Below are 21,125 nucleotides of genomic sequence, written 5' to 3'. Positions count from 1 at the left end.
CCTTTCCATGTCAACCGCACAGACTATTGACACAACTCACCTATACCAGCCGTAAGTTGTTGCCTGAGCTGCGAGTTTCCTCTTCTTCGCAGGATCGTTCCGCAAAGCGACGCGATGGGATCAGGGCAGCCCTGACCGTTGCGCCGAGATCGCTTGACAGAGGATTCCCCACGGCTCTCGGATCGGGCGGGGCCCGTCCGGGCCCACGGTTGAAGGGAATTCGCGTGGGCGGCGAGACGCGCGAGGCGGGGCTTTCCACGCCTACCCTCGATCAGGCGGCGGCAGGCGCGGACGCTCCGGAGACGACCGGGACGGCCGACGCCGGGAGCGACGGAGACAGCAGGGCTCCCCCGGCCGGCACCGAGGACGGCAACCGCAGGATCTCCTCAGACCGCTCCGTTCTGCTCGCGGCCGTCGGCTTCCTCGTGCTCTGCCCCGGCGTCGTGCTGTTCGGTATGGTGCGCGGCGGCGACGAGGGCAAGGCCGAGCCTGAGATCCCGGAAGACGGTCGAGGTGCCTCTCGGTCAGAACCCTGTCATCAGCATCACTCTGGGCGAGCAGGGCGGTCAGGCCCGCCCGCTGCGCGGTCGCCGTGCGCGGGCGGCACGTGCAGAGCGCCACGGCCGGCGGTGAGTTCGGCCGGGCGACCTGGCGGGTGGCGATGGACGGAGCGGGCCCGCGCTGGGTTCGTGCGTCTCCATGTCTCAGCTGAACGGGTCGCAGCAGGTCACGGGCCCGACTCGAGGCCAGATGGTTCGAGACGGGACAACGATCTCCGGCTGACCGGGAAGCGGTCTTCAACCGTTTCCGTCCCGCCTGGTCAGAGACGTACGTGAACAGGACGACGAAGAACCCCGCACCTGGTGCCAGGTGCGGGGTTCTTCGTCGTCGTAGGATGCGCAGCTCCGCTCTGGGAACAGATCGCGTGCGATCATGCTCGCAGGCGGCGTCTTCCGCCCCGTCGAGCGCGAGCGCCCCGCTCCCCGCGAGATGCAGGGGCGGGGCGCTCGTTCACGTCAGCTCATCAACCGACAAGCTGGCGCAGCACGTACTGCATGATGCCGCCGTTGCGGTAGTAGTCCGCCTCACCGGGGGTGTCGATGCGGACGACCGCGTCGAACTCGACACCGGTGTCGGTGGTGACCTTGACCGTGCTCGGGGTGGTGCCCTCGTTCAGCTCGGTGATGCCCGCGATGGAGAAGGTCTCCTCACCGGTCAGGCCGAGCGAGTCGGCCGTCTGGCCGGCCGGGAACTGCAGCGGCAGGACGCCCATGCCGATGAGGTTCGAGCGGTGGATGCGCTCGTACGACTCGGTGATGACGGCCTTGACGCCGAGGAGGGCCGTGCCCTTGGCCGCCCAGTCGCGGGACGAGCCGGAGCCGTACTCCTTGCCGCCCAGGATGACCAGCGGGGTGCCGGCGGCCTGGTAGTTCTGCGAGGCGTCGTAGATGAACGACACCGGCGCGTCGGCCTGCGTGAAGTCGCGGGTGTAGCCGCCCTCGGTGCCCGGCGCGATCTGGTTGCGCAGGCGGATGTTGGCGAACGTGCCGCGGATCATGACCTCGTGGTTGCCCCGGCGCGAGCCGTAGGAGTTGAAGTCACGACGCTCCACACCGTGGGCGGTCAGGTACTGACCCGCCGGGGTGTCGGCCTTGATGGCGCCGGCCGGGGAGATGTGGTCGGTGGTGACCGAGTCGCCCAGCTTGGCCAGGACGCGGGCACCGGTGATGTCGGTGACCGGGGCCGGGTCCATGGTCATGCCCTCGAAGTACGGGGGCTTGCGGACGTAGGTGGACTCGGCGTCCCACTCGAAGGTGTTGCCGGTCGGGATCGACAGCGCCTGCCACTGGGCGTCGCCGGCGAAGACGTCCTGGTAGGACTTGGAGAACATGTCCTCGCCGATGGCGTTGGCGACGACGTCGTTCACCTCGGCCTCGGAGGGCCAGATGTCCGCCAGGTAGACCGCGTTGCCCTCGGTGTCGGTGCCGAGCGCGTCCTTGGTGATGTCCACCTTCATGGAGCCCGCGATGGCGTACGCGACGACCAGCGGCGGGGAGGCCAGGTAGTTCATCTTGACGTCGGGGTTGATGCGCCCCTCGAAGTTCCGGTTACCGGAAAGGACGGACGTCACGGCGAGGTCGTGGTCGTTGACCGCCTTGGAGACCTCCTCCGGCAGCGGGCCGGAGTTGCCGATGCAGGTGGTGCAGCCGTAACCGACCAGGTTGAAGCCGACCTTGTCGAGGTACGGGGTCAGGCCCGCCTTGTCGAAGTAGTCGGTGACGACCTTCGAGCCCGGGGCGAGGGTGGTCTTGACCCACGGCTTGCGGGTCAGGCCCTTCTCCACGGCCTTCTTCGCGACGAGCGCGGCGGCGACCATGACGTACGGGTTCGAGGTGTTGGTGCAGGAGGTGATCGCGGCGACGGTGACGGCGCCGTGGTCGAGCTCGTACGTGGAGCCGTCGGGGGCGGTCACGGTGACCGGCTTCGACGGGGCGCCGTTCGGGTGGTTCACCGGGGCGTCGGAGGCCGGGAAGGACTCCATGCCGGCCTCGTCGGCCTCGGTGACGTAGTTGCGGACGTCCTGGGCGAACTGCGCGGCGGCGTTGGCGAGGACGATGCGGTCCTGCGGACGCTTCGGGCCGGCGATGGAGGGGACGACCGTCGACAGGTCGAGCTCGAGCTTCTCGGAGAAGTCCGGCTCGGCGGACGGGTCCAGCCAGAGGCCCTGCTCCTTGGCGTACGCCTCGACGAGCGCGACCTGCTGCTCGGAGCGGCCGGTGAGCTTGAGGTAGTTCAGGGTCTCGCCGTCGATCGGGAAGGTCGCGGCGGTGGAGCCGAACTCCGGCGACATGTTGCCGATGGTGGCGCGGTTCGCGAGGGAGGTGGCGGCGACGCCCTCACCGTAGAACTCGACGAACTTGCCGACGACGCCGTGCTTGCGCAGCATCTCGGTGATCGTGAGGACCAGGTCGGTGGCGGTGGTGCCGGTCGGCAGCTCGCCGGTCAGCTTGAAGCCGACGACGCGCGGGATCAGCATGGAGACCGGCTGGCCGAGCATGGCGGCCTCGGCCTCGATGCCGCCGACGCCCCAGCCGAGCACACCGAGGCCGTTGACCATGGTGGTGTGCGAGTCGGTGCCGACGAGGGTGTCGGGGTACGCCTGGCCGTTGCGGACCATCACGGTGCGGGCCAGGTGCTCGATGTTCACCTGGTGGACGATGCCGGTGCCCGGGGGGACGACCTTGAAGTCGTCGAAGGCGGTCTGGCCCCAGCGCAGGAACTGGTAGCGCTCCTTGTTGCGGCCGTACTCCAGCTCGACGTTCTGCGCGAACGCGTCGTTGGTGCCGAACTTGTCGGCGATGACGGAGTGGTCGATGACCATCTCGGCCGGGGAGAGCGGGTTGATCTTCGCCGGGTCGCCGCCGAGCGCCGCGACGGCCTCACGCATGGTCGCGAGGTCCACGACACAGGGAACACCGGTGAAGTCCTGCATGATCACGCGGGCCGGCGTGAACTGGATCTCCTGGCTCGGCTGGGCCTGGGAGTCCCAGTTGCCCAGGGCCCGGATGTGGTCGGCGGTGATGTTCGCGCCGTCCTCGGTGCGGAGCAGGTTCTCCAGCAGAACCTTAAGGCTGTAGGGGAGCCGGGCAGAGCCCTCGACCTTGTCCAGGCGGAAGATCTCGTACGACTCGTCGCCCACGCGCAGCGTGCTGCGGGCGTCGAAGCTGTTCGCCGACACGACAGTCTCCTTCATCAAAGTGCGCGTACTACCGTCATGCTGCCGCCACGACCCCTCGCCGATCCGCTAAGGTAAGACTTAGTTAGGTAACCCTTACCGGGGTGGCGGCTGCGGTGCGCCGTAAGCAGTTATCTCGATGTCGAGATAACTCTAGTGCATCCCCGCCTCGCGGTCATGCCCGGCGTGCTTGTGTCCTGTCTCGGCAGAGCCCGGGCGGCCGGACAGCGGGTTCGGAGCACCGGGCACTACGGTGTCCGGATGACTCGGATCGAGGTCGTGGCACGCACACAGGTCGGCAACGGGCATTCCGTCGGTCGGCTGGTCTGCCATCCGCGACTCCCCCTGGTCGCCGGCCTGGACCCGGAACGCCCCGCGGTCCACATCTGGGCCTGTGACGCGGGGCGGCTGCGCGACCGAGGTTCGGTCGAGGCGGAGCCGGGTGTCGCCGCTGCGGCATGGCACCCCCATCAGCCACTGCTCGTCGTCGCCGGCGAGAGCCGAACAGTGCAGTGGACCCCCTCCGGGCTGTCCGAACCGGAGGGCCTGCCGTCCGCCGGCTGCTACGACAGCCTGGCATTCAGCCCGGACGGCCGGACGCTGTGGGCCTCACCGTCATCGGGCGACGAGGACGACGCGTGGGAACGCACCGACGCCCTCGACCTCGCTTCACAGGTCGTCAGCACCGGGCCCCGCTGGGACACCGGCGTCACGGAGCATCCCGGTGGCGGATTGATCGCCACTCTCGCGAGCGATCAGGGCGCGACGCTCGGCCTCTTCGCACGGATCGATCCAGAGACCACCCCCGCGTCGATGCGCATGCTGCGCCGCGCACTGGTCCTGGATGCCGACGGCTACGAGACACCGGTCTTCAGCGCGGACGGACGTCATCTCGCGATCCGCGGCAACGCATACGACAACTCGCTGGAAGTCTTCGAGTTCCCCTCACTCCGCCGCGTTCTGGCGACGACTTTCGGCGAACCCAGCCCCGGCTACCCGTATCCGCAGGAGTGGCTCGACCGGATGCGCGCCTGGTCACGCCAGAACATCGCATTCGGAGCCCGGCCCGGCGCGCTCTGGGTCGGAACCCCCGCCGGGGCCCTCATGGAGATCGACGTCGAGAGCGGGCAGGCGGTCGAGCACGACGTGTTCGCCGGCACCCCGGTGTCCGCGCTGGGCCGCACGCCGACAGGCGAACTCGTCATCGCCAGCGGCGGAGGCGACCTTGTGCTGCTGTCCGTGGGGGCCGGCTCCCCCGAGGCGGACGGCACGTGCGGCGACACACCACAGGCTGCGGTCACAGCCTTCCTGGAATCGACGTCCGAGGTTCCGGACAACGGCGACCTTTGGGAACATCTGGTCACCACCGACGGGGACCGCACCTGGGAATCGGACGACTTGGCAACCGTCACCACGGCATCCGAAGCAGATCCGAGCTGGCTCCGACTCCAGGCGGCCGTCAACACCGTGCTCAACCAGGACAAGTGAGGGCCACCGACTCTCCGGCCGGCTCCGACTTTCCACAAACAGCTCGAATCCGCCAGACCTGCGGAAACAGGACACTCCGACACCCGGGCGGACATCCCGCCAACCCTCATAAGGCGGCGGCATGATTGCCGGAACGGCGGGACGGGGCGACGATCGGCGGGCGACCGAGGACGATCCGTCAGCGGGGCTTCGACTTTGTCCCGAATCACCCGATTGACACACCCTCAACGTCAGTGCCATCTCATATCTGAGATAGCCTGCCGCCATGGCAGACGATTACCTCGTACGCATCGGCAAGCTCATCCGTGACGCGCGTCAGCATCGCGGCTGGACACAGTCCCAGCTCGCGGAGGCCCTGGCCACCAGCCAGAGCGCGGTGAACCGGATCGAACGCGGCAACCAGAACATCAGCCTTGAGATGATCGCCCGCATCGGTGAGGCGCTCGACAGCGAGATCGTCTCCCTCGGCTACGCCGGTCCGATGCATCTGCGAGTCGTCGGCCGCCGCCGGCTCTCCGGCGCCATCGACGTCAAGACCAGCAAGAACGCCTGCGTGGCGCTGCTGTGTGCCTCGCTGCTCAACAAGGGCCGTACGGTCCTGCGCCGCGTGGCGAGGATCGAAGAGGTCTTCCGCCTCCTCGAAGTCCTCAACTCCATCGGCGTGAAGACCCGTTGGATCAACGACGGGGTCGACCTGGAGATCGTGCCGCCGGCCGAGCTCGACATGGAGGCCATCGACGCCGAGGCCGCGATCCGTACCCGCTCCATCATCATGTTCCTGGGCCCGCTGCTGCACCGCCTGGACCGCTTCAAGCTGCCCTACGCCGGCGGCTGCGACCTCGGCACCCGCACCATCGAGCCGCACATGATCGCGCTGCGCCGCTTCGGCCTGGAGGTCACGGCGACGGAGGGCCTGTACCACGCGCAGGTCGAGCGCTCCGTCGCCCCCGGCCGCCCGATCGTCCTGACCGAGCGCGGCGACACGGTGACGGAGAACGCCCTGCTGGCCGCGGCCCGCCACGACGGCGTCACGGTCATCCGCAACGCCTCGTCAAACTACATGGTCCAGGACCTGTGCTTCTTCCTGGAGGCCCTGGGCGTCCGCGTCGACGGCATCGGCACCACGACGCTGACCGTCCACGGCATCCCGGACATCGACGTGGACGTGGACTACTCCCCCTCGGAGGACCCGGTCGAGGCGATGAGCCTCCTGGCGGCCGCCGTGGTCACGGAGTCGGAACTCACGATCCGGCGCGTCCCCATCGAGTTCATGGAGATCGAGCTCGCGGTCCTGGAGGAGATGGGCCTCGACCACGACCGCTCCCCGGAGTACGCCGCGGACAACGGCCGCACCCGCCTGGTCGACCTCACCGTCCGCCCCTCCAAGCTCGAAGCCCCGATCGACAAGATCCACCCGATGCCGTTCCCGGGCCTGAACATCGACAACGTCCCGTTCTTCGCGGCGATCGCGGCGGTGGCCCAGGGCAAGACCCTGATCCACGACTGGGTCTACGACAACCGCGCCATCTACCTCACCGACCTCAACCGCCTCGGCGGCCGCCTCCAACTCCTGGACCCCCACCGCGTCCTGGTGGAAGGCCCCACCCGCTGGCGCGCCGCGGAGATGATGTGCCCGCCGGCACTCCGCCCGGCGGTGGTCGTCCTCCTCGCGATGATGGCGGCGGAGGGCACGTCGGTCCTCCGCAACGTGTACGTCATCAACCGCGGCTACGAGGACCTGGCGGAGCGGCTGAACTCGGTCGGCGCGCAGATCGAGATCTTCCGGGACATCTGAGCAGGACGGATGCCGCCGCACCCGAGGGTGCGGCGGTGTCCGGGCCGTTGCTGCCGCGTCGCTCAGCCGGCGCGGACGCTGCCGAGCCAGAGGACGTCGCGTGCCCGTGTCATGGCGACGAAGAGCTGGCTGCGCGCGAGTTGACGGCGTTCGTCCTCCGTCTCGGCGGGTCCCGGCCGGCCGGCGACGGACTCGTCGTGGCGGGGCAGGTAGACGCGCTTGAACTCGAGGCCCTTGGCCCGGCGGTAGGTGCCGAGTTTCACGGCCGGCACAGCGTGTCCGCTGTAGTGCTCCAGCAGGCACACCGGGATGTCCGCGCGCGTCAGCAGCCGCTGGTAGTGACCGATCGCGCGTATCGAGGGACACAGCACCGCGGCATCGCCCTGTTCGTCGGGCGACAGTGCGCGGAGAGCCTCGACCAGGGCCTGGTCGTGTGCCGCAGCCGTCGGATGCACGCCGTGCAGGACCTGTCCGTCGCGGTAGGTCAGGTCCACGTCCCGGTGTCCTTGTATCCGGATGCCGTCGATGTCCTCGAAGGCGTCCTCCGCCACCACGGCGAGTGCCGTGTCCAGGATCTGTTCGGCGTTGCGGTAGTTGGTGCGCAGCACCTGCCCGCGGTCGCCCCGGACGTCGATACCCGCCTCGGACAGCCGGAAGCCCCCCGGGTAGACGGCCTGCTGGCCGTCGCCGATCAGGAGCAGTCCGTTGGAGGAGTCGCCGACGAGTGCGTGCAGCAGACGGACTCCGACGAGGGACAGGTCCTGCACCTCGTCGACGATCACACCCGCGTACCCGGACTCCCGGGCCCCGTCGCGCCGCGCCTCCGTCAGGGCCAGCGAGAGGACGTCGTTGAAGTCGTGCACGCCGCGCTCGATGCGGAGCTTCTCGTAGGTCTCGTACAGGCTCCAGACCGCCTCGCGATGGACACGGCGCAGCGCGGTGCCGCGCCGTACCCGGCGCACGGTGGCGTACTCGGCGAAGGACCGGAGGCCGCGTCCCTTGATGACGTGATCGATCTCCTCGCGCCAATAGTGCGGCGCGGGATCGATCTCGACGAGGAGGCTGTCGCGGCCGGCGTGCTTCCAGGCCAGGCTGAAGGCCGTCTCCGCCTTGTCACCATGGAGGCGGACCTCGGCGCCGCGCTCGCGGAGGAATTCCTGTGCCCACTGATGCAGGCTGCGGAAGTCGACGCGCGCGGCCACGGCCGGAGCCATGGTCGTGAGGAACGTGCTCTGCACACGCGGCAGGTTCTTGGCGAACGTGACGTACAGGATGCGCCCGGTGGTGCGCCGGGCCAGATACACCGCACGGTGCAGACCGACCACCGTCTTGCCCGTGCCCGCTGGTCCGCTGATCCGTGCCGGTCCCGACCAGTTGCGACGCACCAGCGCCACCTGGTCGGGGTGGAGGAAGGTCATCCACTGCTCGATCGGCGCCCTCAGTGCCTCCTCTAGCGCCGCGTCCCTCAGTCCCGCGAGGTCGAACAGCCCGTCGTCCCCGTCGCCGGACGCCGCCGGCGGCGCCGCCTCCTCTGTCATGGTCACGGCGGCCGGCTCGTACTCGGGGAAGGACCGCCCGAGAAGCTCGGCGATCGCGCGAACCCCCTCTCGCGTCAGCCGGCGCGGCTCCCTCGTCAGCATCGGGCCGAGCTCGTGCTCACCGAGCAGCCTGGCCTGGCCGAGCGTCGCGTTCACGCGGCGGCCCGCGAAGACCATCAACGGCTGGACCGCCACCGGCGACAGCCCCAACGACGTGACGGCTCCCTCCACCGCCCTGGACATCGCCAGAAGCTTGTGCACCTGCTCGTCGCGGTCCTCGCCGCCTGCGGCGAGCCGGCCGCCCGAAGTCTCCGGGACAGCAGTCCAGTTCTTGACGTCGACGACGAACACACCGCCCGGACCGACCAACAGCAGGCCCACGTGGGGCGCCCGGGTCCCGGGCCATCGCCGGTCCTTCAGCAGACGCCAGCCGCGTTCCGTGAGGACCAGCAGCTGTGCGGCGACCCGGCGCTCCCCCTCGTCGGCGGCCTCCCAGCGATGCGCTTCCTGTCTGGCCGCCTGCCACTGCTCGCGCAGCAGCCGCTCCTGACGCCTCTCCTCCTGCGTACGCCGCGACGCCGATCCACCAGCCGCCATGTCTCCCCCTTGCACGCGGAGTCATGATCGTAAAACGCAGTGCGACGGGCTCGACAGGCGGCGAACGCGCCAACGGCCGAAAGTCGAGTACGCCCGCCCCGGCGGGAACTCGACCTCCGGCCTTCGCCCCTCACCCCGCGGGTGGCCCCATGCCGCCCTTGAGGCGTTCTATGTCGGAGGGGCGGACCTTGATGGCTGTGACGGCGATGATGAAGGCGACCACGGCGAAGGCGGCGGCGATGATGAAGCCGGCTGCGACGCCTGCGGTGAGGACCTCGTCGCCCCAGGGGGGTGGGAGTTGGCCGGTTCGGGCGAACTGGGCCTTCTCCAGGGGGGTGGCCTGGGCCAGGAAGGCCGGGATCTGGTCGTCGGCCTCGTTGCGGCTGACCGTGCCGAAGACCGTGACCAGGATCGACAGGCCCAGCGAACCGCCCACCTGCTGCGTCGCGTTGAGCAGGCCGGACGCGGCGCCCGCCTCGTGGGGTTCCACGCCGGACAGGGCCATCAGCGTCAGGGAGACGAACATCAGGCCCATGCCCGCGGCGAAAGTCAGCATCGGGCCCAGGATGGAGCCCGCGTACGTGGAGTGGACGTCGGTCAACGTCAGCCAGGACAGACCCACCGCCAGGAACAGCGAGCCGGCGACCATGAAGGGTTTCGGGCCCCATCTGGGGAGCAGTTGCGACGTGAAGCCCGCCGCGACCGCGATGACCGCGCTCACCGGCAGGAACGCGAGCCCCGCCTCCAGTGGGCTGAAGTCCAGGACCTGTTGGACGAACAGGGTCAGGAAGAAGAACATGCCGAAGATCGCCGCGGCGAGACAGAGCATCATCCCGTAGGTGCCCGCGCGGTTCCGGTCGGCGAACATGTGCAGCGGCGTGATCGGCTGCCGCGAGCGCTGCTCGACCAGGATGAACCCGACCAGGAGGACCACCGCCACGGCGAACGACGCCAGGGTGAGCGGGTCCCGCCAGCCCTCCTGCGCGGCGCGGATGAAGCCGTACACCAGCGCCACCATGCCCAGCGTGGACGTCAGCGCGCCCATGAGGTCGAAGTGGCCGGGGTGCCGCTCCGACTCCTTGACGTGGCGCGGCGTGAGGAAGGCGATCAGCAGCGCGATCGGCACGTTCACGAAGAAGATCCAGCGCCAGTCGAGCCATTCCACGAGGATGCCGCCGGCCAGCAGGCCGATCGCGCCGCCGCCCGCCGAGACGCCCGCGAACACGCCGAAGGCCCGGTTGCGTTCGGGCCCTTCGTCGAAGTTCGTGGTGATGAGGGAGAGCGAGGTCGGGGAGGAGATCGCTCCGCCGACGCCCTGGAGGGCGCGGGCGGCGAGCAGTTGCCAGCTGGACTGGGCGACGCCGCAGAGCAGGGACGCCAGCCCGAACAGCAGCACGCCGAAGATGAACACCCGGCGGCGGCCGAGGATGTCGCCCGCTCGTCCGCCGAGCAGCAGCAGGCCGCCGAACGTCAGCGTGTAGGCGTTGACCACCCAGGACAGGTTGGTCGTGGAGAAGTCGAGTGCGCTCTGGATGTGCGGGAGCGCGATGTTCACGATCGTGATGTCGAGGACGACCATCAGCTGACAGGAGGCGATCACGAAGAGGGCGATGCCCTTTCCGTCGCCCTTCTTCGGGGCGGCGGCCTGTGCGGGTGTCTTCGGCTGGGGATGAGTCATGGCGCATCGCGCCCTCACGTGAGGGTCCCGTGGGCCGGTCAGTCCACCCCTCGAAAATAAGCCCCGCGTCAGGGGCTCACCAGTCGATCAAGGACCCTGTCGGAGGCCGTGCGGGACGAACACCCGCAGCCGCTGCGCGTGTTCTCCCGCCACGTCTCGGTCCACCTCAGTCCACCACCGCGAAGCCGTCCAGCTCGACCTTCGCCTGCTCGTCCCAGAGTCGCACCACGCCGATCACGGCCATCGCCGGGTAGTCGCGGCCCGCCAACCGCCGCCAGATGCGCCCGAGTTCGGAGGCGTGGGTGCGGTACTCGGCGACGTCCGTGGCGTACACGGTGACCCTGGCCAGGTCGGCGGGGGCGCCGCCGGCGTGGCGGAGGGCGGCGAGGAGGTTGGTGAGGGCGGTGGTGAACTGTTCGGGCAGGGTCTCCCCCACCACCTTGCCGTCGGTGTCGAGGGCGGTCTGCCCGGCGAGGAAGACCAGCCGGGAGCCGGTCGCGGTGACGGCGTGCGAGAAGCCGGTGGGAGGGGAGAGCTCGGCGGGGTTGTGACGGTGCAGGGTCATGCGCGGGCCTCCTCACCCGTCGGCGTGCGGGCGGCGTGCTGTTGCTGTTGCTGTCGCTGCTGTTGCTGTTGCTGTTGCTGCTGTTGCTGCTGTTGCTGCTGTTGTTGCTGCTGCTGCTTGTACAGCTCCTTTGCGATGATCGAGCGCTGTACCTCGGTGGCCCCCTCGTAGATCCTCGGCGCGCGCACCTCGCGGTAGAGGTGTTCGAGCAGGTGGCCTCGTTGCAGGGCGCGGGCGCCGTGCAGCTGTACGGCGGCGTCGACCACGTACTGCGCCGTCTCGGTCGCGAGCAGTTTCGCCATCGCGGAGCGCCGGGGCACGTCCGGGGCGCCGGAGTCGTACGCCGCGGCTGCCGCGTACACCAGGAGGCGGGCGGCCTCGGTACGGGTGGCCATCTCGGCGACCTGGTGGGCGACGGCCTGCAGGTCGGCGAGGACGCCGCCGAAGGCGGCCCGGCCGGCGGTGTGGGCGAGCGTGGCGTCGAGCGCGGCCTGCGCCATGCCGACGGCGAAGGCGCCGACGCTGGGGCGGAACAGGTTCAGGGTGTTCATGGCGACCCGGAAGCCCCGGTCGGGCTCGCCCAGCAGGTCGTCGGGGCCGACGGGGACGCCGTCGAAGCGGAGGGCGCCGATGGCGTGCGGGCTGAGCATGTCGAGGGGCTCGCCGGTGAGCCCGGGGCGGTCCGCGGGTACGAGGAAGGCGGTGACGCCGCGGGAGCCCGCGCCGGGCGTCGTCCGGGCGAAGACGGTGTAGAAGTCGGCCTCGGGGGCGTTGGAGATCCAGCACTTCTCGCCACTGAGCCGCCAGCCGCGACCCGCGGGGCCCGGGTCGGGCGCGGCGTCGAGGGCGAGCCCGGCAGCGTCCGAGCCCGCATCCGGCTCGCTCAGCGCGAAGGCCGCGACCGCGCGGCCCGCCGTGACCTCCGGGAGCCAGCGTTCGCGCTGCTCCCGCGTGCCTGCCGAGGCCACCGGGTGGGCGCCCAGGCCCTGGAGGGCCAGGGCGGTCTCGGCCTCGGTGCAGGTGGTTGCCAGGGACTCGCGGAGCAGGCAGAGCTCCAGGGCGCCGGCGGTGAACAGGCGTTCCAGCAGGCCGAGTTCGCCCAGGGCGGCGATCAGGGGGCGGTTCACCCGGCCCGGCACGCCCTTCTCGGCGAGTGGGCGGAGCCGGTCCGCGGCCAGGGTGCGCAGCGCGGCACACCAGTCGATATGTGTCGGATCGAGCGAGAATTCGGGCATTCTGGCCCCCACCTCCGTCGCGTCGCACCTCTTTATCGCGAGCCGTTGACTGTCGTCACCATCACGATACGCTCGTGGGGCGACCCCACCACGACAAGGGGCGAAACCCATGGAGCTGACACCCTCGGCGCACCAGGACACCTTCACCCGCGACCATCTGCCACCCGCGGGGCAGTGGCCGGACCTGCACTTCGATCTGCCCGAGCTGCGCTATCCGGAGCAGCTCAACTGCGGGAGCGAACTTCTCGACCGCACCGTGGAGCGCTTCGGCGCCCGCCGCCCGGTCTTCCGCGACGCGGCCGGCGCCGTCTGGACATACGGCGAGCTGCGCGAACGGGTGAACCGGATCGCCCATGTGCTCACCGACGACCTGGGCGTCCGCCCCGGAAACCGGGTGCTGCTGCGCGGCCCCACCACCCCGTGGCTGGCGGCCTGCTGGCTGGCCGTGATGAAGGCCGGCGCGGTCGCCGTCACCGTCCTCGCCCAGCAGCGGGCCGGGGAACTGGCCGTGATGTGCGAGATGGCCCGGGTCACCCACGCGCTGTGCGACGTCCGCAGCGTCGACGACCTGGTCAAGGCGGAGGTCCCCGGGCTGGGGATCACCGCGTACGGCGGCGACGCGCCCGACGACCTGCTCTCCCTGGCGATCGGCAAGCCGGACGCGTACCAGGCCGTGCCGACGGCCGCGGACGACGTGGCGCTGATCGCCTTCACCTCCGGGACGACCGGCCGCCCCAAGGGCTGCATGCACTTCCACCGGGACGTGCTCGCCATCGCGGACACCTTCTCCGCCCAGGTGCTGCGCCCCGGCCCGGACGACGTCTTCGCCGGCAGCCCCCCGCTCGGCTTCACCTTCGGGCTCGGCGGACTGGTGATCTTCCCGATGCGGGCCGGGGCCAGCGCCCTGCTGCTCGAACAGGCCGGTCCGCGGCAACTGCTCGAGGCGGTCGCCGAGCATCGCGTGAGCGTGCTGTTCACCGCCCCGACCGCCTACCGCGTGATGCTCGACGAGATGAACGGGCACGACCTCGGCTCCCTGCGCCGCTGCGTCTCCGCCGGCGAGAACCTGCCGGCCGCGACCTGGGAGGCATGGCGCGACCGCACCGGGCTGCGGCTGATCAACGGGATCGGCGCGACGGAGCTGCTGCACATCTTCATCTCCGCCGCCGAGGGCGACATCCGCCCCGGCACCACCGGCGTCCCCGTCCCCGGCTGGCAGGCCAGGGTCGTCGACCCGGCCGGCGAACCGGTCCCCGACGGCGAGGAGGGCCTGCTCGCGGTGCGTGGCCCGGTCGGCTGTCGCTATCTCGCGGACCCGCGCCAGACCGAGTACGTGCGCGGCGGCTGGAACCTCACCGGCGACACCTACGTCCGCGAGCCGGACGGCTACTTCCGCTATGTGGCCCGCGCCGACGACATGATCGTCTCCGCCGGGTACAACATCGCCGGCCCCCAGGTCGAGGAGGCCCTGCTGGCCCATCCGGACGTGCTGGAGGCGGCCGTGGTGGGCCGCCCGGACGAGCTGCGCGGGCAGATCGCGGTGGCGTACGCGGTGCTCCGGGACGGCGTGCCCGGGGACACCCGGACGGCGGACGCGCTGCGCGACTTCGTGAAAACCCGGCTCGTACCGTACAAATGCCCCCGCGAAATCGTCTTCCTGGACACCCTGCCCCGCACGGCGACGGGGAAGCTTCAGCGCTACCGGCTGCGCGATCTAGAGTGATCGGGTGGCCGAGCAGCACACTCCCCGTTCCCTGATCGTCTCCCTGTACGGCGCGTACGGGCGCACCCCCGACGACGCGCCGCTCCCGGTGGCCGAGCTGATCAGGCTGCTCGGCGTGCTCGGCGTGGACGCGCCCTCCGTGCGCTCCTCGGTGTCCCGGCTGAAGCGCCGCGGGCTGCTGCTGCCCGCGCGCACGGCCGGCCGGGCCGCCGGGTACGCCCTGTCGGCGGAGGCCCGGCAGCTCCTGGACGACGGCGACCGGCGGATCTACGCCCGGACGGAGCCGTCCCTGGACGACGGCTGGGTCCTCGCCGTCTTCTCCGTCCCCGAGTCCGAGCGGCACAAGCGCCACCTGCTGCGTTCCCGGCTGGGCGGGCTGGGCTTCGGCACGGCCGCGCCCGGCGTCTGGATCGCCCCTGCCCGGCTGTACGAGGAGACCCGCCACGTCCTGGAGCGGCTGCGCCTGGACCCGTACGTGGACCTGTTCCGCGGCGACCACCTGGGCTTCGCGGCCACGGCGGAGGCGGTCGGGCGCTGGTGGGACCTGGCGGCGATCGCCAAGGCCCACGAGGACTTCCTGGCCGTCCACGAGCCGGTCCTGCACGCCTGGGAGGCGCGTGCGGACACCCCGCCGGAGGACGCGTACCAGGACTACCTGCGCACCCTGGACTCCTGGCGCCGGCTCCCCTACATCGACCCGGGACTCCCGCCCGAGCTCCTCCCGGCCGGCTGGCCGGGCGCCCGGTCGGCGGAGGTCTTCACGGCGCTGCACACGCGGCTGCGGGACGCGGGGGCGCGGTTCGTGCAACCGGACGGCGCCGACGACCGTCTTTCGCAGTCATGAGCGCGCACCCCGTCTCCCGGCTGCAGTGGCTGTCGTGGGGAACGGCTGCCCTGGCCGGCACGGTCGCCGCGTACGCGGTGGGAGCGCTGGCGTCCTCGGCGCGGTCGTCCTGTGGCGCGGCCGTGGAGGCGCAGCATGGTGTCGCATACGGCTCCGGGTGGCTGCTCCCGACAGCGGCGGCGGCCGGACTCGCCGTGGCCGCCGCGGTCCTCGCGCGCTGGGCGACGGTCCGCGGACCGCGGTCCGGGCGGGCCTCCGGCCAGGTGGCCGTGGTCCTGTTCGTACTCACGGCGCTGGGCTGGTGGTACGTGACCGGCCACACGCCCCCGGCGGGCGGTACCGGACCGTGCCCGGACGGAGGCGTCCCGCCCTGGTGGCCGGGGTGGTTCCCGTCCTAGCCGAAGAAGGCGGCCTTGAACCGACGTGGCTGGTGGCCGCCAACGTCGTGGCGTGGCGGCGGTGGGGCGACTTCGGACAGGAGCTGCGGCCGGGCACGAAGGCGTTCAAGGGCGGGGCGAAGGTGTACGTGATCGGCACCTACCCCGGCTTCGGCGACGAGCAGCTGGAGGCGGTGGGGCGGGGTCGGCACCACGGGCGGTGGATCAGCATCAAGATGCCCACCCGGCATCTGCACACCTTCCGCGCCAAGCTGGTGCACGCACCTGCCGTGCTGCGCCGGTACGACTGGCATCCCGTGGAGCGGGAGGCGGCGGAGCGGCAGGCCGAGCGGCTCCACCGCATCGCCCGCGAGCAGCGGCAGACCTACCACGGCGGCCCGCATCCCGACCCCTGCCTGTGCCACGCCTGTCTCACGGGCGAGGCGTCAGGCTGAGCCGGGGCTTCGGCGCGTCCGTGCGGCCCGTCGGCGGGCGGCGGCTGCCGGCCTTGTACGGGTCGGGCCAGGGGGCCGCGGGGCCGGTGTACTCCTGCTCGGCGGCCGCGTGCAGGGTCCAGTGCGGGTCGTACAGGTGCGGCCGGGCCAGCGCGCAGAGGTCGGCGCGGCCGGCGAGCAGCAGGGAGTTGACGTCGTCCCAGGACGAGATCGCGCCGACCGCGATCACCGGGACGCCGACGGTGTTGCGGATCAGGTCGGCGTACGGGGTCTGGTAGGAGCGGCCGTACTCGGGGCGCTCCTCGGGGACGACCTGCCCGGTGGAGACGTCGATCGCGTCGGCGCCGTGCGCGGCGAAGGCGCGGGCGATCGCGACGGCGTCCTCGGGGCCGTTGCCGCCGTCGGCCCAGTCGGTGGCGGAGATGCGGACGGTCATGGGCCGGTCGTCGGGCCAGACCTCGCGGATCGCGTCGAAGACCTCCAGGGGGAAGCGGAGGCGGTTCTCGACCGGGCCGCCGTACGCGTCGGTGCGGTGGTTGGTGAGCGGGGAGAGGAAGCCGGACAGCAGGTAGCCGTGGGCGCAGTGCAGTTCGAGCAGATCGAAGCCGCTGCGGGCGGCGCGTCGGGCGGCGGCGGCGAAGTCCTCGCGGACGGCGGCCAGTCCGGCGCGGTCCAGGGCGTGCGGGGTCTGGTTGATCCCGGGCCGGTACGGCAGCGGGGACGCGGCGGCCAGCGGCCAGTTGCCGGCCGGCAGCGGCTGGTCGATGCCCTCCCACATCCGCTTCGTGGAGCCCTTGCGGCCGGAGTGCCCGAGCTGGACGCCCAGCGCGGTGCCGGGGGCCTGCGCGTGGACGAAGTCGGCGACGCGGGTCCAGGCGGCGGCCTGCTCGTCGGTCCACAGGCCCGTACAGCCGGGGGTGATCCGGCCCTCGGGGCTGACGCAGACCATCTCGGTCATGACCAGACCGGCACCGCCGAGGGCGCGGGCGCCGAGGTGGACGAGGTGGAAGTCGCCGGGGACGCCGTCCTCGGCGACGTACATGTCCATGGGCGAGACGACGACGCGGTTGCGCAGCGTCAGGTCGCGCAGCCGGAACGGGGTGAACATGGGCGGGGTGCCGGGCGGGCAGCCGAAGTCGCGTTCGACGGTGTCGGTGAAGTGCGGGTCGCGCAGCCGCAGGTTGGCATGGGTGACCCGGCGGCTGCGGGTGAGCAGGTTGAACGCGAACTGGCGGGGCGGCTGGTCGAGGGTGCGGGCCAGGTCCTCGAACCAGCGCAGGCTGGCCGCGGCGGCGCGCTGGGTGGACTCGACGACGGGCCGACGCTCGGCCTCGTAGGCGGCGAGGGCCTCGTCGAGGGTGGGCTGCTCCTCGACACAGGCGGCCAGCGCGAGGGCGTCCTCGACGGCGAGTTTGGTGCCGGAGCCGATGGAGAAGTGCGCCGTGTGCGCGGCGTCGCCGAGGAGCACCGTGCGGCCGTGGGACCAGTGCTCGTTGACGACGGTGCGGAAGGCGGTCCAGGCGGAGTTGTTGCCGCGCAGCGGGCGGCCGCCGAGGGTCTCGGCGAAGATCTTGGCGCAGCGCTCTGCGGACTGCTGCTCGTCGAGCTCGTGGAAGCCGGCCGCGTGCCAGACCTCTTCGCGCATCTCGACGATGACGGTCGAGGAGCCGGAAATATTCTGCGGCCCGAAGGGCCTCGTCGAGGGGGATGGCGTCTCCCCTGCTCGAGCGGAGTCGAGAGCTTGGGGAAGGTCGGGCGACGGGCGGGCGTAGGGGTAGGCGTGGAGCTGCATCACCCCGTGTTCGGTCTCGGCGATCTCGAAGCGGAAGGCGTCGAGGGCGAAGTCGGCGGCGAGCCAGATGTAGCGGCAGAGGTGCGGGGCGATCGTGGGGCGGAAGACGTCGGCGTGCTGCTCGCGGGTCCGGCTGTGCACGCCGTCGGCCGCGACGACCAGGTCGTGGGTCGCGGCGAGCTCGGCGGCCGGCGGGGCCTCGGTGCGGAAGCGGAGCCGTACGCCGAGGTCGGTGCAGCGGGCGTGCAGGAGTTCCAGGAGGCGGCGGCGGCCGAGGGCGGCGAAGCCGTGTCCGGAGCTGGTGAGGGTGCGGCCGCGGTGCACGATCTGGATGTCGTCCCAGCGGACGAACTCGTCCTGCAGGGCCCGGTAGACCTCGGGGTCGGCGTGTTCGATGCCGCCGAGGGTCTCGTCGGAGAGCACGACGCCGAAGCCGAAGGTGTCGTCGGGCGCGTTGCGCTCCCAGACGGTGATCTCACGGGCCGGGTCGAGCCGCTTGAGCAGGGCGGCCGCGTACAGCCCGCCGGGACCGCCGCCGACGACGGCGACGCGCAGGGGGCCTTCCTGGCGCGGCATCGTCACCGCCCCCGCCACTTCGGCGGGCGCTTCTCGGTGAAGGCCGCGTGGAACTCGGCGTAGTCCTCGCCGTTCATCAGCAGCGCCTGGGTGGCGGCGTCGAGCTCGACGGAGGCGGCGAGCGGCATGTCGAGCTCGGCGGTGAGCAGGGCCTTCGTCTGGGCGTGGGCGAGGGCGGGGCCGTCGGCGAGCCGGCGGGCGAGCGCGGCGGCCCGCTCGCCCGCCTCGCCCTCCTCGGTGAGCTCGCTGATCAGGCCGATCCGCTCGGCCTCGGGCGCCCGGACCGGCTCGCCGAGCATCAGCAGCCGGGTGGCGTGGCCGAGCCCGACGACCCGGGGCAGCAGATACGCGGCGCCCATGTCGCCGCCGGAGAGGCCGACGCGGGTGAACAGGAACGCGAAGCGGGCCGTGGGGTCGGCGATGCGGAAGTCGGCGGCGAGCGCGAGGACGGCCCCGGCACCCGCGGCGACCCCGTGCACGGCGGCGATCACCGGGAAGGGGCATTCGCGGATCGCGCGGACGACCTGGCCGGTCATCCGGTTGAAGTCGAGGAGCTGCGCGGTGTCCATGGACAGCGTCGCGCCGATGATCTCGTCGACGTCACCGCCGGAGCAGAAGCCGCGGCCCTCGCCGCCGAGGACGAGCGCCCGGACGGAGCGCTCGCGGGCGAGTTCGGCGAGCAGATCGCGCAGGTCGGCGTAGGCGCCGAAGGTGAGCGCGTTGAGTTTGGCGGGGCGCGCGAGGGTGACGGTGGCGACTCCGTCGTCGACGGCGAGCCTCAGATGGCGCCATTCCTGGGTGCGCGGCGCGGATCCGGTGAAGGGGCTCATGCGGACGGCCTCCCGAGTGCGGGCGAGCGTGCGAGGGCGGACTCCGTCCTGAGCGTATCACTCGCACGTGACTGTCGTCACGATCACGCGATATGCGCGCGATATGCATGCGGTGATATGACCGCGCGGACCCGCCTCCGGGGTCGCAAGGTGCCCCCGGTAAGGTTGAAAACAGGACGTCACGGACGACGGTGTCCCCGGCCGCCGGAGACGTCCCGTCGCATGCCCGCTTTCCGGCGCATCCTCCCCCGGCCCGAACGGACCCGAACGGACCCGTCATGGACGACTGCTCCACGCTGCCCACCTGGCGGTTCGAGCTGCCGCACACCACCGCGGCGGTCCCTCTGGCGCGCTCCCTGGTCCGTCGCGCGCTCGCCCAGCTCGACACCGGCCCCTGCGAGGACACGGCGGAGCTGCTGACCGCCGAGCTGGTGGCCAACGCCGTCGAGCACACGGCCGGGACGGGCCCCATCGAGCTGGTCCTGGAGCTCCGGGAGACCGGCTGTCACGTCGAAGTGCACGACGCCCTGCCGGCCGGACCGGGCGAGCTGATCACCGCCGGGCCCGTCGAGCCGCCGGACCCGTGGCAGGAGCACGGCCGGGGGCTGCTGCTGATCCGCACGCTCAGCTCCGCCTTCGGCCACCGGCCGACCGACACGGGCAAGGCGGTCTGGTTCCGCCTGCCGTGGATCCCGGCGCAGCGGCAGCGGCCCGCGATCTGACCGCCCGCGGACGCACGCTCCGGCCGGCCCCGGGATCAGACGGCCGGCCCCGGGATCAGACGGCCGGGCCCGGGATCAGGCGGCCGGGCCCGCCATCGTCGCCACCAGGACGGCCTTGATCGTGTGCATCCGGTTCTCGGCCTCGTCGAAGACGACCGAGTGGGCGGACTCGAAGACCTCGTCCGTGACCTCCAGCTCGGTCAGCCCGTGCCGCTCATGGATCTCCCGGCCGACGGCCGTACCGAGATCGTGGAAGGCCGGCAGGCAGTGCAGGAACTTCACGTCCGGGTTGCCGGTGGCGCGCAGCACGTCCATGGTCACCGCGTAGGGGGCGAGGACGGCGATCCGCTCGTCCCAGATCTCCTTGGGCTCGCCCATGGAGACCCACACGTCGGTCGCCACGAAGTCCGCCCCGGACACGCCCTCCGCGACGTCCTCGGTCAGCGTGATGCGCGCGCCGCTGGCCGCGGCGAGACCCTGCGCCCGCTCGACGATCTCGCCCGTCGGCCAGTACGCCTTCGGGGCCACGATCCGCACGTCCATGCCGAGCAGCGCGCCGGTCACCAGGTACGAGTTGCCCATGTTGAAGCGGGCGTCGCCGAGGTACGCGAAGGCCGTCTCGGTGAGCGGCTTGTCGGAGTGCTCGGTCATGGTGAGCACGTCGGCGAGCATCTGGGTGGGGTGCCAGTCGTCGGTGAGGCCGTTGAAGACCGGGACGCCGGCGTGCGCGGCGAGGTCCTCGACGGCGGCCTGGCTGTCGCCCCGGTACTCGATCCCGTCGAACATCCGGCCGAGGACCCGGGCGGTGTCCTTCACCGACTCCTTGTGCCCCATCTGGGAGGCCACGGGGTCGAGGTAGGTGGTGGACGCGCCCTGGTCGGCGGCGGCGACCTCGAAGGCGCAGCGGGTGCGGGTGGAGGTCTTCTCGAAGATCAGCGCGATGTTCCTGCCGCGCAGCCGCGGGACCTCCGTCCCGGCCTTCTTGGCCGCCTTCAGCTCGGCGGCGAGCGCGATCAGGCCGCGGAACTCCTCGGCGGTGAAGTCCAGCTCCTTGAGGAAGTGGCGGCCGATGAGGTTCGTGGCCATGAGGGCGCTCCTGCTCTCCGATGACGTGACCATGGAAGTCTATACGTTCATCGGCATTCTTATTCAATGAGGTCCGCTACACCTCCGG

General features: G+C 71.2%; 15 protein-coding genes. 7 read left to right on the top strand and 8 right to left on the bottom strand.

Features of this window, described 5'->3' with window-relative positions:
- Positions 1-1,024: 1,024 nt before the first annotated feature.
- On the bottom strand, positions 1,025-3,739 hold the full coding sequence (gene acnA / locus ABZO31_RS25825) for an aconitate hydratase AcnA (RefSeq protein WP_406863667.1): 2,715 nt from the start codon (positions 3,737-3,739) through the stop codon (positions 1,025-1,027).
- A 258-nt stretch (positions 3,740-3,997) separates the two neighbouring features.
- Here acnA and ABZO31_RS25820 point away from each other — a divergent pair, with 258 nt between their 5' ends.
- Both ABZO31_RS25820 and ABZO31_RS25815 read left to right on the top strand, forming a co-directional pair.
- Entirely contained in the window at positions 3,998-5,224 is a 1,227-nt protein-coding gene (locus tag ABZO31_RS25820) for a hypothetical protein (protein WP_406863666.1), read from the top strand.
- Positions 5,225-5,489: 265 nt separating this feature from the next.
- Positions 5,490-7,019, top strand: coding sequence for a helix-turn-helix domain-containing protein (locus tag ABZO31_RS25815; protein WP_406863665.1), 1,530 nt, complete (start codon positions 5,490-5,492; stop codon positions 7,017-7,019).
- Between the two features lie 62 nt (positions 7,020-7,081).
- Here the strand turns inward: ABZO31_RS25815 and ABZO31_RS25810 are convergent, their stop codons facing one another.
- The 4 genes from ABZO31_RS25810 to ABZO31_RS25795 all read right to left on the bottom strand — a co-directional run bounded on the left by ABZO31_RS25810 (position 7,082) and on the right by ABZO31_RS25795 (position 12,632).
- Positions 7,082-9,154 (bottom strand): nuclease-related domain-containing DEAD/DEAH box helicase, encoded by a 2,073-nt coding sequence (locus ABZO31_RS25810; protein WP_406863664.1) that lies wholly within the window; start codon positions 9,152-9,154, stop codon positions 7,082-7,084.
- Between the two features lie 130 nt (positions 9,155-9,284).
- The gene (locus tag ABZO31_RS25805) at positions 9,285-10,832 is read right to left on the bottom strand and encodes an MFS transporter (protein ID WP_406863663.1); all 1,548 of its coding nucleotides are present in this window, start codon (positions 10,830-10,832) and stop codon (positions 9,285-9,287) included.
- Positions 10,833-10,998: 166 nt separating this feature from the next.
- Positions 10,999-11,397, bottom strand: a complete 399-nt coding sequence (locus tag ABZO31_RS25800) for a RidA family protein (RefSeq protein ID WP_406863662.1) — start codon at positions 11,395-11,397, stop codon at positions 10,999-11,001.
- Entirely contained in the window at positions 11,394-12,632 is a 1,239-nt protein-coding gene (locus ABZO31_RS25795) for an acyl-CoA dehydrogenase family protein (RefSeq protein WP_406863661.1), read from the bottom strand. Before ABZO31_RS25795 ends, ABZO31_RS25800 begins: the two co-directional genes overlap by 4 nt.
- A 109-nt stretch (positions 12,633-12,741) precedes the next feature.
- Between ABZO31_RS25795 and ABZO31_RS25790 the strand changes: the two genes are divergently transcribed.
- Genes ABZO31_RS25790 through ABZO31_RS25775 form a run of 4 tightly spaced genes read left to right on the top strand, consistent with a single transcriptional unit; the run spans position 12,742 to position 16,031 of the window.
- Positions 12,742-14,355 carry an AMP-binding protein gene (locus tag ABZO31_RS25790; protein ID WP_406863660.1) on the top strand — a complete coding sequence of 538 codons (1,614 nt, stop codon included), beginning with the start codon at positions 12,742-12,744 and terminating at the stop codon, positions 14,353-14,355.
- 4 nt (positions 14,356-14,359) lie between these two features.
- On the top strand, positions 14,360-15,199 hold the full coding sequence (locus tag ABZO31_RS25785; protein ID WP_406863659.1) for a PaaX family transcriptional regulator C-terminal domain-containing protein: 840 nt from the start codon (positions 14,360-14,362) through the stop codon (positions 15,197-15,199).
- Complete coding sequence (locus ABZO31_RS25780; RefSeq protein ID WP_406863658.1) at positions 15,196-15,597, top strand: hypothetical protein; 402 nt, start codon at positions 15,196-15,198, stop codon at positions 15,595-15,597. Before ABZO31_RS25785 ends, ABZO31_RS25780 begins: the two co-directional genes overlap by 4 nt.
- A 32-nt stretch (positions 15,598-15,629) precedes the next feature.
- Positions 15,630-16,031 carry a hypothetical protein gene (locus ABZO31_RS25775; protein WP_406863657.1) on the top strand — a complete coding sequence of 134 codons (402 nt, stop codon included), beginning with the start codon at positions 15,630-15,632 and terminating at the stop codon, positions 16,029-16,031.
- Here the strand turns inward: ABZO31_RS25775 and ABZO31_RS25770 are convergent.
- Both ABZO31_RS25770 and ABZO31_RS25765 read right to left on the bottom strand, forming a co-directional pair.
- Entirely contained in the window at positions 16,009-18,399 is a 2,391-nt protein-coding gene (locus tag ABZO31_RS25770; RefSeq protein ID WP_406863656.1) for an FAD-dependent monooxygenase, read from the bottom strand. The genes ABZO31_RS25775 and ABZO31_RS25770 overlap by 23 nt on opposite strands.
- Positions 18,400-18,401: 2 nt before the next feature.
- Positions 18,402-19,229: an enoyl-CoA hydratase family protein gene (locus tag ABZO31_RS25765; protein WP_406863655.1), complete on the bottom strand. Its 828-nt coding sequence runs from the start codon at positions 19,227-19,229 to the stop codon at positions 18,402-18,404.
- A gap of 278 nt (positions 19,230-19,507) precedes the next feature.
- On the opposite strand from ABZO31_RS25765, the gene ABZO31_RS25760 reads away from it, so the two are divergent.
- Positions 19,508-19,951, top strand: a complete 444-nt coding sequence (locus ABZO31_RS25760; protein ID WP_406863654.1) for an ATP-binding protein — start codon at positions 19,508-19,510, stop codon at positions 19,949-19,951.
- 75 nt (positions 19,952-20,026) lie between these two features.
- Here ABZO31_RS25760 and argF read toward each other — a convergent pair whose 3' ends face one another.
- On the bottom strand, positions 20,027-21,037 hold the full coding sequence (gene argF, locus ABZO31_RS25755; protein ID WP_406863653.1) for an ornithine carbamoyltransferase: 1,011 nt from the start codon (positions 21,035-21,037) through the stop codon (positions 20,027-20,029).
- Positions 21,038-21,125: the final 88 nt, after the last annotated feature.

Source organism: Streptomyces solicamelliae (assembly GCF_045348655.1).
GTDB classification, from domain to species: Bacteria; Actinomycetota; Actinomycetes; order Streptomycetales; family Streptomycetaceae; genus Streptomyces; species Streptomyces solicamelliae.
Note: the sequence above shows the minus strand (reverse complement) of the source record. Positions and strands in the feature narration are given on the sequence as shown.